Source organism: Micromonospora ureilytica, from assembly GCF_015751765.1.
Lineage (GTDB): Bacteria > Actinomycetota > Actinomycetes > Mycobacteriales > Micromonosporaceae > Micromonospora > Micromonospora ureilytica.
Genome location: NZ_JADOTX010000001.1, coordinates 2,139,246 through 2,153,745, shown reverse-complemented (window position 1 = coordinate 2,153,745; position 14,500 = coordinate 2,139,246). Strand labels below are relative to the sequence as shown.

The 14,500-nt window shown below is 70.7% G+C and carries 15 protein-coding genes; 10 read left to right on the top strand and 5 right to left on the bottom strand.

Annotated elements, in window-relative coordinates:
* Window positions 1–8: 8 nt before the first annotated feature.
* Window positions 9–488: an RrF2 family transcriptional regulator gene (locus tag IW248_RS09485; RefSeq protein WP_196926645.1), complete on the bottom strand. Its 480-nt coding sequence runs from the start codon at window positions 486–488 to the stop codon at window positions 9–11.
* A gap of 74 nt (window positions 489–562) precedes the next feature.
* Window positions 563–1,411, bottom strand: a complete 849-nt coding sequence (locus IW248_RS09480) for a helix-turn-helix transcriptional regulator (protein WP_196926644.1) — start codon at window positions 1,409–1,411, stop codon at window positions 563–565.
* 85 nt (window positions 1,412–1,496) lie between these two features.
* On the opposite strand from IW248_RS09480, the gene IW248_RS09475 reads away from it, so the two are divergent.
* Together IW248_RS09475 and IW248_RS09470 are read left to right on the top strand one after the other, a co-directional pair.
* Window positions 1,497–2,291, top strand: coding sequence for an SDR family NAD(P)-dependent oxidoreductase (locus IW248_RS09475; RefSeq protein WP_196926643.1), 795 nt, complete (start codon window positions 1,497–1,499; stop codon window positions 2,289–2,291).
* A gap of 133 nt (window positions 2,292–2,424) precedes the next feature.
* On the top strand, window positions 2,425–3,165 hold the full coding sequence (locus tag IW248_RS09470) for an SDR family oxidoreductase (protein WP_196926642.1): 741 nt from the start codon (window positions 2,425–2,427) through the stop codon (window positions 3,163–3,165).
* Window positions 3,166–3,201: 36 nt separating this feature from the next.
* Here the strand turns inward: IW248_RS09470 and IW248_RS09465 are convergent, their stop codons facing one another.
* Together IW248_RS09465 and IW248_RS09460 are read right to left on the bottom strand one after the other, a co-directional pair.
* On the bottom strand, window positions 3,202–3,768 hold the full coding sequence (locus IW248_RS09465) for a GNAT family N-acetyltransferase (RefSeq protein WP_196926641.1): 567 nt from the start codon (window positions 3,766–3,768) through the stop codon (window positions 3,202–3,204).
* Window positions 3,768–5,021 carry an MFS transporter gene (locus IW248_RS09460; protein ID WP_231396247.1) on the bottom strand — a complete coding sequence of 418 codons (1,254 nt, stop codon included), beginning with the start codon at window positions 5,019–5,021 and terminating at the stop codon, window positions 3,768–3,770. Before IW248_RS09460 ends, IW248_RS09465 begins: the two co-directional genes overlap by 1 nt.
* Before the next feature lie 126 nt (window positions 5,022–5,147).
* Here IW248_RS09460 and IW248_RS32985 point away from each other — a divergent pair, with 126 nt between their 5' ends.
* From IW248_RS32985 to IW248_RS09440, 4 genes are all read left to right on the top strand, one after another.
* A complete protein-coding gene (locus tag IW248_RS32985; protein ID WP_196926640.1) occupies window positions 5,148–6,086 on the top strand; it encodes a LysR family transcriptional regulator in 939 nt (312 codons plus the stop codon).
* A gap of 161 nt (window positions 6,087–6,247) precedes the next feature.
* Window positions 6,248–6,652: an ArsR/SmtB family transcription factor gene (locus IW248_RS09450; RefSeq protein ID WP_196926639.1), complete on the top strand. Its 405-nt coding sequence runs from the start codon at window positions 6,248–6,250 to the stop codon at window positions 6,650–6,652.
* Window positions 6,652–7,140 (top strand): SRPBCC domain-containing protein, encoded by a 489-nt coding sequence (locus IW248_RS09445; protein WP_196926638.1) that lies wholly within the window; start codon window positions 6,652–6,654, stop codon window positions 7,138–7,140. Before IW248_RS09450 ends, IW248_RS09445 begins: the two co-directional genes overlap by 1 nt.
* Before the next feature lie 4 nt (window positions 7,141–7,144).
* Entirely contained in the window at window positions 7,145–7,705 is a 561-nt protein-coding gene (locus tag IW248_RS09440; protein WP_196926637.1) for a dihydrofolate reductase family protein, read from the top strand.
* Between the two features lie 72 nt (window positions 7,706–7,777).
* Here IW248_RS09440 and IW248_RS09435 read toward each other — a convergent pair whose 3' ends face one another.
* Window positions 7,778–8,518 (bottom strand): nucleotidyltransferase domain-containing protein, encoded by a 741-nt coding sequence (locus IW248_RS09435; protein WP_196926636.1) that lies wholly within the window; start codon window positions 8,516–8,518, stop codon window positions 7,778–7,780.
* 313 nt (window positions 8,519–8,831) lie between these two features.
* Here IW248_RS09435 and pip point away from each other — a divergent pair, with 313 nt between their 5' ends.
* From pip to IW248_RS09415, 4 genes are all read left to right on the top strand, one after another.
* Window positions 8,832–9,794, top strand: a complete 963-nt coding sequence (pip, locus tag IW248_RS09430; protein ID WP_231396246.1) for a prolyl aminopeptidase — start codon at window positions 8,832–8,834, stop codon at window positions 9,792–9,794.
* A gap of 107 nt (window positions 9,795–9,901) precedes the next feature.
* Window positions 9,902–10,369 carry an HNH endonuclease gene (locus IW248_RS09425; protein WP_124816729.1) on the top strand — a complete coding sequence of 156 codons (468 nt, stop codon included), beginning with the start codon at window positions 9,902–9,904 and terminating at the stop codon, window positions 10,367–10,369.
* Between the two features lie 103 nt (window positions 10,370–10,472).
* On the top strand, window positions 10,473–12,077 hold the full coding sequence (locus tag IW248_RS09420; RefSeq protein WP_196926635.1) for an NACHT N-terminal Helical domain 1-containing protein: 1,605 nt from the start codon (window positions 10,473–10,475) through the stop codon (window positions 12,075–12,077).
* Window positions 12,064–14,418, top strand: coding sequence for a hypothetical protein (locus tag IW248_RS09415; RefSeq protein ID WP_196926634.1), 2,355 nt, complete (start codon window positions 12,064–12,066; stop codon window positions 14,416–14,418). Before IW248_RS09420 ends, IW248_RS09415 begins: the two co-directional genes overlap by 14 nt.
* Window positions 14,419–14,500: the final 82 nt, after the last annotated feature.

Here is a 14,500-nt window from a genome sequence, read left to right as displayed (position 1 = left end):
GGGTCGGGTCAGGCTCCGCCGGTCAGCCAGGCCTGGATGCCGACCAGGGCCTCGGGGCCGGAGTTGGCGTCGACGTCGCGGGCGAGATCGGCGATCGTGACCGCGGCGAGCGCCTGGTGCCACGCGTCCTCGGCCGCCCACATGGCGCGGGACACCGGACACGGGGTGGTGCAGGAGGCGGCCGGGGTCGCGAAGGGGCCGCGCTGGCGGATCTCCGTGCAGACGAAGGACGGGCCGGGCCCGTCGATGGCCCGGACCACGTCGAGCAGGGTGATGCTCTCCGGCGCGCGGGTCAGCACGTAGCCGCCCGACTTGCCCTGCATGGAGTGGATCAGGCCGGCGCGGGCCAGCGCCTGGAGCTGCTTGGCGAGGTAGCTGCTGGAGACGTCGTGCAGTTCCGCCAGCTTGGCCGCCGGAACGGGCGTGTTGCTGGCCGTGAGCACCACGCAGCAGTGCAGCGCCCACTCGACCCCGCCGGACATCTTCATGACGTCACAGTAGTCGGGGTGCGGCCGAGGTAAGGGCCAACACCCGCCGTAAGTGGATCTTGTACGCCGTGGCGTTACCGGACATAGTTGCTGGCCTGCGCTCCCAGGACGTTCAGAAGGGCCAGCGCCGCGGCGCCCGGGGATCCCGGCGGTGCGGTGAAGAGCACAAGGTACTGGTCACGGTCGGTGAGGGTGAGTGTGTCGCAGTCGACGGTGACCTCCCCGACGGTCGGGTGCCGGAAGGTCTTGGTGAGCATCGGCGGGGCCTGCACGTCGCGTTGTTCCCAGAGCCGGCTGAAGTCGGCGCTCGTGGTGCGGAGGTCGTCGACGAGACCGGTGATCGCGGGATCCGTCGGGTAGCGGGCGAGGGTGGCGTGGAGTTGCATCACGACGCTGAGCCGGAACTCGGCGGCGTCGGAGACCCCGTACAGCCTCGCATCGTGCTGCGGCCCGGGGAAGGCTCGGCGGGCGAGGTTGCGGTCTTGGGGGGTGAGCGGGAAGAAGTCCTCCATGAGCGCGGCGGCGAGGTCGTTCCAGGCGAGGACCTCGAACGCGGCGGACATCACGAAGCCGGCCGTTTGCGGCAGCCGCTGGAGCAGGGCAAGGACGCTGGGGCGGACGTCGCGCCGGTGCAGTCCGGTACGGCGCGGCGCGGTGCCCGCCAGGACGTGGAGGTGGCCGGACTCGGCGTCGGTGAGCCGCAGCGCGCTGGCGATTCCGGCCAGTACGTCACCCGACGGCCGTGGTGCCCTGCCCTGTTCGAGTCGGACGTAGTACTCCGTGGAGATATGCGCGAGGACCGCCACTTCCTCGCGGCGAAGACCTGGCGTCCGGCGTCGCGGGCCGGACGGGAGGCCGACGTCCTGCGGGCGCAGCCGCTCGCGGCGGCTGCGCAGGAACGCCCCGAGTTCCTGCTTGTCCATGCGCCAAGTATGCGCACGTCGCGCCGGCGGATCCTGGTACAGCCTGTGCCTGAATCCGGTCGAGATCCTGTCGAATGATTTGGTCATGACGGACAACACGCCCAGCACCGACAACACCCCCGGCGGCCTGCTCACCGGCAAGGTCGTTCTCATCACCGGCGCCAGCCGCGGCATCGGCGCGGCCGCCGCCCGGCTCTTCGCCTCGGAGGGCGCGGCCGTCGTGCTCGCCGCCCGCAACACCACCGCCCTGGACATCATCGTGACCGAGATCCGGGCCGGCGGCGGCGTCGCCGACGCGGTCGCCCTGGACCTGGCCGACCGGGCGAGCATCCGTGCCGCCGTCGACCGGGTCGAGCAACTGCACGGGCGGCTCGATGGCGCCTTCAACAACGGCGGGGTCGTCCAGCGGCAGGTCGGCCCGCTCGACACCACAAGCGACGAGGACATCGAGGAACAATTCGCTGTCAACTTCCTCGCCCACTGGACCGCCATGAACGCCGAGGCCGCGCTGATGCGTCGCACCGGCGGCGGGGCAATCGTCAACACCTCCAGCATCGGCAGCCGCCGCGCGAACCCCGCCCTGCCCGCCTACGGTGCCATGAAGCGCGCGCTCAACAGCATCACCGAGACCGCTGCGGTGACCTGGGCATCCGACGGCATCCGGGTCAACGGCCTCACCCCCGGTGGCACCCTCACCGAGATGATGCAGGAGTGGGAGGCGACCAGCCCCGGCGTCATCGAGGCCAGCAGCGCGGCGACCCCGCTCGGCCGGATGGCCGAGCCCCGCGAGGTCGCCGAGGCGGCCGCCTGGCTGCTCAGCGACCGGGCCTCGATGGTGACCGGCGCGATCGTGCCGGTCGACGGCGGCGCCGGCGCCTGAGAAGAGCGGCAGCCCTCCCGATACTCGGACTGAATGTGTCCGAGTATAGTTCTCGGACATGAGAGGTCCGAGTATCGGCGAGCGTTTCGGCAGCCGGACAAACGACCACACAGTCACGGGAAGGTGTATGGGCATGAAGATCGCCGTACTGGGCGGGACCGGCCTCATCGGGTCACAGGTCGTCAAGATCTTGCAGGCCGCGGGCCACGAGGCGGTGCCACTCTCGCCGTCCACCGGGGTGGACCTGCTCACCGGGCAGGGGCTGTCCGACGGGCTCGTCGGCGCCGAGGTCGTCGTCAACCTGACGAACTCGCCGACCTTCGACGAGGCCTCGCCCGCCTTCTTCCAGACGACAATGGACAACCTGCTGACCGCCGCCGCTCGCGCGGGCGTCGGCCACGCGGTGATCCTCTCCATCGTCGGCGTCGACCAGGTGCCCGACCTGGACTACTACCGGGCCAAGGTCCTTCAGGAGAACATCCTCAAGGCCGGTCCCGTCCCGTACTCGATCGTCCGCGCCACCCAGTTCTTCGAGTTCGTCGAGGCGATCCTGTCCTGGACGGCCGACGACACCACCGTCCGCCTGCCCAGCACGCCGGTGCAGCCGATGGCCGCCGCCGACGTGGCGCAGGCCGTCGCCGAGGTGACCATGGGCGCGCCGCTGCAGGGCGTCCGCAACGTCGCCGGGCCCGACGTCTTCGCCCTCGACGAGTTGGGGCGGATCACTCTCGCCGCCCGCGGTGACCAGCGCACCGTGACCACCGACAACGGCGCCGGCATGTTCGCCGCCATGTCCGGCGATGTCCTCATCGCCGGCGACGACGCCGTCATCGCGCCCACCTCCTACCGGGAGTGGCTCGGCCGTCAGGTCTGAGGAACCAACCGGCCCGCACGTCGCCGTCGTACACGATCACGACGGTGGCGTGCGGGTCTGCCACTCCTGCGCCAGGATCGCGAAGACGAGCTGGTCGGCCCACTCCCCCTTGAACCTGTAACTCTCGACATGGCGCGCCTCCTGCCGCATGCCGAGTCGCCCCATCAGCCGGGCCGACGCACCGTTGCGACAGTGGCAGCGACCGTAGACCCGGTGCAGCCCGAACTCGTCGAAGCCCCAGGCCAACAACGCGGTGGCGGCCTCCGTCGCCAACCCGCGGCCACCGTGGTCGGGGTGGAAGACAAACCCCAGTTCGGCGGTACGGTCGAGCTGGCTGCGCCACACCAACTCCACGATCCCGATCACCCCGGCATCGGTGACCGCGGCCACCGTCAGGCAGTCACCCTCAGCGCGCCACGCGTCCTCGCCCGCCATGGCGAGCACCGACGCCCGTGACTGCTCACGGGTACGCGGCTCGGCACCGAGCACCCAGCGCACGACGTCGGGTCGGCGCTGAAACGCGTACACGTCGTCGAGGTCGTCGATCGTGACCGGGCGCAGGGCGAGCCGTGCGGTCCGGATCGGGTAGCTCGGCTGGATCATCACGCGATCGTAGAGACGTGAGCGGGGCGCTCCGGTGCCGGTCGGTCGGTCTCCGGGCGCCCGGGCAGCAGTAGCGGGCTCGCGAGGATCACCACCCCCGCGACCGCGATCGCCGTGCGAGGGCTGGTGACTTCCGCGAGCAGCCCACCGAGCGCGCTGAGGATGGCGATGGTCGCGCTGCTGCCGATCGACCAGGCCGAGAGGGTACGGACGACGCGATCCTTCGGAGTCTGTTCCAGGCGGTAGGTGGCGAGCACCGGGTTGTACAGGCTCATGCTGATGATGATCGCGAACTCGACGGCGATCACCGTGGCGAGACCGACCACGCCGGGCTGGACAAATGCGAGGCCGATCAGCCAGATCGCGCGAAGCGTGCCCACGGTACGGATGATCCGGTGTTGGCCGTGCCGCGCCACCACCCGACGGGCCAGGCGTGACCCGATGAGCCCGCCGACGCAGGGCACGGCGAACGCGAGGCCGTACTGCCAGGGCGGAAAACCCAGCTCGCCGAGCAGGAGTACGGCCAGCAGTGGCTCGGTGGCCATGATCAGTCCACCGACGAGCAACTGGTTGAGGTAGAGCGCCCGCAGGCCGCGGTGGGTGAGCAGATGCCGCCAGCCGTCGAGCAGCTCACCGGCCCGGACCCGGCCTGCGCAGGTGCGCCGGGGGCGGTCCTCGTGGCCGCGAATGGCCGTGATGCCCAGCGCCGAGAGCAGGTAGCTGAGCGCGTCGGCCACGATGGTGACGACCGGCCCGAACAGGCCGACCGCCGCGCCGCCCAGCGGTGGCCCGAGCGCGATCGAGCTCCAGGTCGTCGACTCGAACCGCGCGTTCGCCACCAACAGGTCATCCGGCCGGACGAGGGCCTTGAGGAAGGCGCCGCTGGCCGCGTTGAAGGCGATCTTTGCGGTGGCGACCACGGCCGAGACGACCAGCAACTGCCCGAAGCTGAGTCGGCCGAGGGCGTACGCGACGGGGATCGTCAGCAGGACCGCGAACCGGGCCAGATCCATCGCGATCATCACCTGCCGTTTGCGGTGGAACTCCACCCACGGCCCGAGCGGCAGGGCGAGCAGCGCGCCCACCGCCGGCCCCAGCGCGGCCAACACGGACACCTGGGCGGGGCTGGCCTGCAACACCAGCACGGCGATCAACGGCAACGCCCCGAACCCCAGCCCCGAGCCGTAGGCGCTGACCGCGTACGACGCCCACAACCAGCCGAACCGCCGTCCCAGTGACCGCCTCGCCGACAAGCCCACACCTCCCGCTTCAACAACTCGACGTTGACCGTGGGAATCAAAGCAATGCCGGTTACCAAGGATCAAACAACCGACTCCGGGGCGAGCCACAACCAGACGTTGTGTCAGTAGGGTTGCCGGGTGAATCTCGACGCCGTACGCACCTTCGTCGCCGCCGTCGACGCCGGCCAGTTCCAGGACGCCGCCGCCGCGCTGTCGATCACCCAGCAGGCCGTCTCCAAGCGCATCGCCGCCCTGGAGAAAGACCTCGGGGTACGCCTGTTCACCCGCACGGCGCGCGGCACGCATCTCACCGTCGACGGTCAGACCTTCCTACCGCACGCCCGTGAACTGCTCCGGGCCGAGGCCCGCGCCGACGCCTCCGTACGCCCCGGCCGACGGGCACTGCGCGTCGACGTCCACAGCCGACGGATCGCACCGGCGGTACTGCTGCAGGACTTCCACCGCTCGCATCCCCGCATCGAGCTGGACGTCGTCACCCTTGACGCCGACGTCCACGCCGCGATGGCCGCCGTCGAGGCGGGAACTGTCGACGCCACCTTCCACGCCGTCACCGTCGCCGCACGCCACCTGCCGGCCGCGATCAGAACCACGCGCGTGATCGACGAGCACCACGAACTGCTCGTCGGCCCCCGCCACGCGCTCGCCAACGCCCGATTCGTCACGCCCGCGCAACTCGCCGACCACCGCATCTGGATGCCCGGCATGGCCCCCGGCACCGAATGGGCCGACTACTACGACGAACTCGCCGCCGCGTTCGGCCTCACCATCGACCTGGTCGGGCCGGTCTTCGGCAACGAGGCGCTGCTGGCCGAGATCGCCGACTCCGCGGAGCTGGCGACCCTCGCCGGCGAACGCACCCGGTACCTCTGGCCGGACAGCTACGACCTGCGACGCGTGCCGGTGCGTGACCCGGCGCCGATCTACCCCATGTCACTGATCTGGCGCGACGACAACCCGCACCCCGCCCTGGCCGCACTCCGCAACCACCTCGGCTCCCGACGGGTGCGGGCACCCGGCACCGAGGTCTGGCTACCGGCATGGGCGCACCTCACCTAGTCAGAACGCGACAGCGGTCCTCGCAGCGGGTCGGCTGACCGTGCCCGACGGCGGGCGGGCAGTCGGAACGGTAATTCCATGCCAGCACGCTGTCTCGGCGTGTTGACACGCGTTCATCCCGCACTACATTTAACGTGTTGGTTAAGTGACGGGAGGGTTCGGTGTCTGGCAGCGATCAACTCAGCGCGGTGTTCTCGGCGCTCGCCGACCCGACTCGACGGGCGATTCTCGCCGAGCTGGCCGACCGCGACGCCACGGTCACCGAGCTCACCGCTCCGCTGCCGATCTCGATGCCGGCGGTGTCGCGGCACCTGAAGGCGCTTGAGCGCGCTGGGCTCATCTCACGCACCCGGTCGGGCAAGTTGCGGATGAGTCGCATCGAAGCGGCCCCGTTGCGCGAAGCGGCCGAGTGGATCGAGCGCTACCGCCGGTTCTGGGACACGTCCCTCACCCGCCTCGACGCCCACCTCGCGGCCGTGCAGGCCGTCGGTCGCGCGACGGACCGAACGACCCACGGCCCGTCGACTTCCGACTCCCCGGGCAAGCCTCACGACAAGGAGAATTGATGGACGGCGACAACCCGCAAATCGTCATCTCACGCGTGGTGGACGCGCCACGGGAGCTGGTCTACCGAGCTTTCACCGACCCGGACCACCTGGCGGCATGGTGGGGGCCGATCGGCAACTCAATACCCCGCGAGGAGATGGACTTCGACGTCCGGCCCGGCGGCTACCAGCGGTGGACCGAGGTCTTCCCGGCCCAACCCGGCCTTCGCGTCGAGGTTCACATCGATCTCACCGACGTCGCCGACGGTGAGCTGCTCGACGGCGTCGCACACGTCACCGGGCAGCTGCCGGAGGGCATTGAGCCGCACGAGACAAGGATGCGGGTCGAGTTCCACGACGAGGCCGATGGACGGACGCGCCTCGAGATCCGTCAGTGGCTCCCGGGGCGGGTGGTTGGCCCCGCCGACCAGGGTTGGAACGAGGCCTTCTCCAAACTGGACACCACGCTGCGGAATGCCCACCCCGTCGCAGTCGACATCGAGGTGTAGCGCAATGGCCAAGCTGATCTACGTGACGAACGTGTCCCTCGACGGTTACATCGAGGACGAACACGGCAGCTTCGACTGGACCCCACCCGACGACGAGTACCTCTCATTGATCACTGATCTCGTCCGGCCCATGGGCACCTACCTCTACGGCAGGCGCCTGTACGAGTCGATGGCCCTCTGGGAGACCGAACCCGCCCTGGCCGCACAGTCGAAGCTCACGGCCGACTTCGCCGACGTCTGGCAGACAGCGGACAAGGTCGTCTACTCCACCACGCTCGACACGACCTCGACCGCCAATACTCGACTCGAAACGAGCTTCGACCCCGCCTCGGTACGCGCCATGAAAACCTCGGCCACCAAGGACCTCACGATCGGGGGCGCACACCTCGCGGCGCAGGCATTCCGGGCCGGACTGGTCGACGAGTGCCACCTGCTGATCCACCCCATCCTCACCGGCGGAGGCAAGCCCGGGTTGCCCGACGGCACCCGCCTCGGCCTGGAGCTTCTGGACAGTCGCCGACTCGGCAGCGGTGTCGTCCACCTCCACTACCGCGTCCGCACCTGAGAAGCCCGTCGGCGTCACCGACACGTGCGGGTCGGTGACGCCGACGGGCGCGCGGGTTGCTGCTTCAGGGCGTCATGTGGTGGTGGCGAGTTCGGTGAGAATCGGGCGTAGTCGACCGGCCAGCTTCGGGTCCGTACGAGTGAGTTCCGCGGCCAGGGCGGTTGCGGCGGCCAGGAGCGCGCGCCGTAACTCGGTCTCTTCGGTGGAGCGGACCACTGTCGTTTCGAGCGGTTCAGTGACGTCGGCGGGTAGTAGGTGGGCGCCCTTGGCGTAGCTGGTGGGGAGGCCCAGACGGTGGCAGGCGAGCGCGATCGTCTGGGTGCGCATGGCGCTGATCCAGTGCTCCGCTTGCCAGTATCTGCCTCGCTCGATGCTGATCCGCGCGTGCAGGGCATGGTGCCATGCCAGGCCGGCCATCTCGTCCTGGCCGCTCGGCGTGGCAGCCGGGGGTGGTGTGGATTGCCCGAATATGAGTCGCCAACTCGGACCGCGCGGCCCGAACTCGGCTTCGGGGCTGAACGCGAGGTCGACTTCCAGGCAGTGAGGAAGCAGGAATGCCCGGTAGATCGCGGACCCGGCCGTCAGGTCCCAGTGGTGGACCGCGGCGAAGTCCTGATACATCTGTCGCGTCCACCGATGCATGACGGCGTCGAGCGGGTCGCTGACCGCGAAGGCCAGATCGATGTCTGACCAACGGTCCTCATCGTCGGTAGCGTGCGAGCCGGTGATGGCGGCGGCGACGATAGCGGGGTCGTGTTCCGCCAGGTGCAGCAGCCGCTGCCGGATCAGGTCGCGTTCCTCTACGGAGAACATGACAACCAATGATGTCGCAGCACCGACCGCGACATCCGCGACGGGTCACACGCCGAGGAGCCGGGCGAGGGACATCAGCTCACGCGACTAGCGGTCGTCCTGTTCGCCGAGCCCAACCCCGCCGTGATCAAGGGAGTGCTGCACGCGCAAGGCCGCATCCCGACCCCGAGAGTGCGGCTGCCGATGTTGCCAGCGGCTGCGGCCAGCATCGACGCGGCGGTCCGACTCCTCGCGGCGTCTGATCTTCAGTGAATGCGCCATCGTTGTAGAGAGGTGCCACTGTGGCGATTCCTGCTTCTTGGAGGTCTGGGCCTTGGGCGAGCTGTACCCGCCGATCGAGCCGTACGAGACGGGCATGCTCGATGTCGGCGACGGCAACCTCGTCTACTGGGAGGTGTGTGGTAGCCCGGCCGGCAAGCCTGCGCTGGTCGTCCACGGCGGACCCGGGTCAGGGTGTGGGACCGGCTGGCGGCGGCACTTCAATCCGGACCGGTACCGGATCGTCCTGTTCGACCAGCGTGGCTGTGGCCGCAGCACGCCGCACGCGAGCGACCCGACGACTGACATGCGGCACAACACCACCTGGCATCTGATCGCCGACATGGAACGGCTGCGCGGGCACCTGGGCATCGACAGCTGGTTGCTGTACGGCGGTTCCTGGGGCTCGACGCTCATCCTGGCCTACGCGCAACAGCACCCCCGACGGGTGTCCGAGATCGTCATCGCGGCCGTCACGATGACCCGGCGGTCCGAGATCGACTGGCTCTACCGGGGCGTCGGCCGGTTCTTCCCCGAGCAGTGGGAGCGATTCCTCAATGGGGCCCCGGGCACACCACGCGACGGTGACGTCGTCGCGGCCTACGCCGGACTTCTGGAAAATCCGGACCCCGCCGTGCGGGAGAAGGCCACGGCCGATTGGTGCGCCTGGGAGGACGCGGTGCTGTCTGAAGAGACCGGTGGGGCAGCAAATCCATACGGCGAGCGCCCTTCCGCGGCGCGGCTGGCCTTCGTGAGAATCTGCGCGCACTACTTCTCCCACGGGGCGTGGCTGGAGGAAGGCGTACTCCTGCACGATGCCGGTCGGCTGGCCGGCGTCCCAGGTGTCCTTATCCATGGTCGACTCGACCTGGGTGGGCCGCTGCAGACGGCGTGGGAACTGCACCGCGCCTGGCCCGGTGCGGAGTTGATCGTTGTCGAGAGCGCGGGGCATCTCGGCAGCGCCGAGACGCGGGAGCACGTCCTTCGAGCCCTCGACCGGTTCGCAGTCAACGATTGACGTCTACGGCACCCACTGCGTCGCCGCGGCCCTGCTCAGGGCAGGGCGCCCTACGGATCGGGTACCAGCAGGTCGAAGGTGTCGGAGCACTAACCTAGCCTGGTGAGATGCTGTCGCAGGTGAAGGGCCTGTCCCGACATTTCACTGAGGAGACCCTGCGGGCGTACCTCATCGATCGTTCGGTTCGTCGAGACGACGGCTGCCTGATCGTCTGCGGCTACGGTAGCCAGCGGGGCGTGTACCAGAAGGTCGGCGGGAGGGCTTGGGCCCACGTCACGGCCTACGTCGTCTTCGTGGGTGGCTACGACCCGAGTTTGGACGTGCACCACCTTTGTGGCGTGCCGGACTGCATCGAGCCCACTCATCTGCAGCAGGTGACACACGCCGAAAGCTGCCGCAAACGCACCCAGCAGCCGCGCTGCCGCCAGGGGCACGAGCGTGAAATCGATCCCACGAGTGGCCGCTACCGCAAGGTGTGTCGTGTGTGCAACAGCGAGGCCCAGAGAAGGTGGCGCGTCCGCCAGGCCGCAGAGGTTGCCGCAGCACGGGCGGCTTACGGGCGGCAGGTGGACTGAGCGCGTACGGCGCCGTCTCCGGTCCGTCTTGGGCACCGAGTTCGCTGAGTAACCGGATCGGCGGGAACTCGTGAGCGTGCTGAATCGACTACGGTTTGCTGTCATGCCGCCGGAGTCGCGCGGGTTCGCGCAACGCGTCGCCCGGATTTCCCTCGCCGGGCTGTTCGGCGGGCCGGTCGCCGCCCTGCAAGAAGCCGGCGGGGTCGCCCTCGACCTGGCGTTCGGTGGCGCGCCGCCGGACGCCCGGAAGCGGTTCGCGAGGGTCTCCGACCGGATCGAGGCCGGCCTGGTCGCATTCGCGCGTGGTGAGGGGATCGACGCCGCGGCCACCGTCCGGGCGCTGGAGAACGTGCGGCAGATCCTGACCGAGCATCCACTGACCATCGCCGACCTCACCGGCGCCGACCTCGACCCGGACCGGGCGGCCGCAGTCATGCGCCGCCGCGCCGAGCCGGCGTTGACCAGGCTCGACGACACCGATCGGCGGCTGACCGGAATGGCCCTCGACGCGGCCGTCGGTGCCCTCGCCGCCGAAGCGGCCGAGCTGCCGGATCTCACCCGCGAGTTCCAGGGTGCGGTGCTGTCTCGGCTCTCCGCGCAGGCCGCCGCCACCGACGAGCTGCGCGAGACCCAGGAGGTTCTCGAGGCGTCGGCGGTCCTGCACGACGCTGCGTGGCCCTGGTGGCGCGAGCAGTACCCGCCGAGCGCGCTGCTGCGAGCGCAGTACCGCATCGTGCCCTTCTTCGGCCGCGAGCGGGCCCTGGAGGACCTCGTCGGCGGGCTCTCGGACGGACCGATGACGTCGCTGCGGATCTACACAGGGCCGGGCGGCATGGGCAAGACCCGCCTCCTGCTCGAAGCGTGTGCCCGCGCCCGCGACAACTCCTGGCGGGCCGGGTTCTTGCACCCAACTGTCGAACGTGTCACCGCCAGGCAGCTCGACCTGCTCGCCGCCGGGGCGGCCGGCGTGCTGGTCGCGGTCGACTACGCCGAAATCCGCCGGGGCGCGACCGCCGCCCTCATCGAGGCTGCGCTCGGCTGCCGCAGCCGGGTCCGGATCGTGCTGCTGGCCCGGTCGGCCGGCGACTGGTGGCTGGAGCTGCGGCACGCCCCGGGCCCGGTCGGCGACTTCGTCAACGGGCCCGCCGCGACCCGGCACGAGCTGGCGCCGCTGGCAAGCGATCCGCGCTCCCGCGCCGACATCCACCGTCAGGCGGTCGTCGCGTTCGGTGCCGCCCTCGACATGCCGGGCACGGTGCTCGGGGAACCGCTCGACTCGCCGCTGTACGACCGCGTGCTGTTCATCCACCTGCACGCGCTCGCCGCCGTCCTCGGCGACCCGGCCCACACCCAGGACGGGCTGCTCGACTTCGCGCTGCGCCGCGAGCAGGGCTTCCTCGACCGCGCGATGCGCGACGCCGGTCTGCCGCAGCTCGCCGGCCGTGCGGTGCGGCAGGCGGCTGCGCTGGTCACGATGGCCGGCGGGGCGGCCGGCCCGGCCGAGACAGTCGAGCTGCTGCGGCAGGCTCCGCTGCTCGGCGGCCAACCCGATGCCGCGCTGGCCGTCGTCGGCGAAGTGTTGCACTGTCTCTACCCCGCGGCGGCCTGGCTCGCGGGCGTCCAGCCGGACCTGCTCGGCGAGCACCTGGTCGCCGCGACGCTCGACGACGATCCGTTTCTGCTCGGGGCGTTCGGTGCCGTTCACTGAGGAGCAGGCCGTCCACGCCCTGACCGTGCTGACCCGGCTCGCGCAGCGTGAGCAGAACGTGGGGAGGTGGATCGTCGACGCGCTGCTGCGCGACCCAGCCCGGCTCGTCGGCCCGGCGATCAGGGTCGCGGTGGAGACCGGCCAGCCGATGGGGGTCCACCTCGACCGGGTCCTGCGCGAGACCGACCTGCCGACCGAGGTTCTCGTCGCGGCGCGGGCGAGCATCCCGCCGCACACGACGGTGCTTGGCTCGACCGATGCCGTCATCACCGGGATCCTGCTCGATCGTGGAGTCGGCGCCGGCACGCCGGAGCATGCCGGACTCGCCGTGCAGCACGCTGAGCGGCTCCTGGAGACCGGTGACCTCGCACGTGCGAGCGAGGTAGCGGCCACGGCGGTGGAGGCCGCACGGCAACACCCCGGACTACACCTGCTGGAAGCTCTCCGCGTGCGCTCCGCGTGCCACACTGCGTCGGGCGAGCACCTGGCCGCGATCCGCACCGCCCAGGCGGCCGTCCACGCCTTGGCCGAGCTGGGCATCCGCTCCCCTGGCGTGGTCGCGACGACCTGGCACACCCTCAGCGTGCGGCTGCTCAACGCCGGCCGCGCGGGGCCAGCCGCCGCCGCGTCCGACAGCGCCGAGATCCACGCCCGGCTCGCCATCGACTCCGCCGCGGCCGAGCGGGGCGACATCGGCGGGGCCTACCACCTCCTCGGCCTGGTCTCTCTCGGCCGCGCCCAGGCCCTGATCGACGCGGACCGGCCGGAGGAGGCGCTGGACCCGGCGATGCGCGCGGTCACCATAATCCGGGAGCACGCGGTGCAGTCCCCGGACGGCCACGGCGTCGAGCACGCCCAGGCCATCCTCACCGCGGCCCGCGCACTGGCTGCCCGGCGCGAGGCCGCCGACGAGAGCGATCCGTTGGTGGCCGCTGCGCGCGGCGCCGTTGCCGAGGCGCTGCCTGCCGCCGTGATCGAGCTGTGCCGGGACAGGGGGCGCCGGCGGGACCTGAACGGCATGAGGGTGTACGCGGCGTTCGCCGTCAACATCTTCACCAAGATCGGCGCGAAGGCGGCCGCCGTCCTCGTCGACGCCTTCGTCGACCTCGGGCTGTCCTGGCTGGACAATGTTGGCGGGGAGCCGGTCGAGCGGGTCGACGCGGCCGCCGTCGTCATCGAGGCCGCCGTCGCGGTCGGGCGGACCCTCGACGACAACGAGCGCCTTGCGTTCCAGCGGGCGCTGATAGCCCGCGGGCGCCTTTACGAGCGCCTCGCCGACGGTCCGGACACCGAGGCAGAGGCGGCGTCCCGGGAGGCGGTGCGGGTGGCGAGGGACGGGCCGTTGCTGGCGCGGGCGGTGGCGGCGAACAGCCTGGCGAACCGGCTGGCCAATGCGGGGCGGATCGAGGAGGCCGCCCGGGCCGAGGCCGATGCAGTGCGCGACCTTGCGGCCTTCTACCAGCCGGACCGCGCGGACCAGGTCTTCGTGGCCGCCGCGTGGACCCGGCGGCTGTTCGTCCTCACCGAGCCCGGCGGCGGCCCGGACGACGACCTCCTCGGCTTCGCCGTCTCGCTGCTCACGTCCTACCGCCCGCACCGGGCCGCCGACACCGTCCTGGGCAACCTCACGGCGATCGGGTTCGAGGCCGTCATGGTGCACGTCCGGCGCGGCGACGCGGAGGGAGCGGCCCGGGCGCACCGAGCGCTCGGCGCGCTCGCCGACGCGACCGGGGACGAGGGCGTGCGGCGGGCGCGGGTGCTCGTCGCGTTCAGCGCATTGTGCGGCCACCTGCGCGCCGGACGGGTCGATCTGGCCGTCGAGGCCCACGACGACGTCGCAGGCGTCCGGTGCGGCGACGAACAGGTCGTCCAGTGGGCCAGGTGCGCCAACGCGCTGATCAACGTCTACGTCGACACCAACTTCGCCGCAGCGCAGGAGTTGGCAATGCGGGCCGGGCCGGCGCTGCGCTCGCCGCAGTACCTTGCCGCGCTCCCGTCACTCGGTGAGAACGACCCTTCCGGTTACCTCGCGTGGCTCGACGAGATCGTCGCCGGACACGGCGTGATCCCCGGCGCCGACCGCGTCACGCTGGAGGCGCTCGAGGCCGATTATCGGGCGACCGTCGCCCAGCGCCGCCGCGACTTCGGCGAGCATCACGAGGCCACCCTCGCAACCCGCGTGAAATATGCCCAGATCCTGCACTGGCTCGGCCGTACCGCCGAGGCCCGCACCGAGCTCGGCGCCGCAGTCGAGGCGTCCCGCAGCCAGCGCGGCCCCGACCACGAGCAGACCCGCGCGCTGCAGGAACGCCTTGACGCCCTGCCTACGGAGAGTGGCTAAAGCAGGCCGCACGCCGAGAACTTGCGACAGTCGAAGAGTCGCTCTCACCAGTAGGGCGGTGCGGGATCGTCAACACAACATC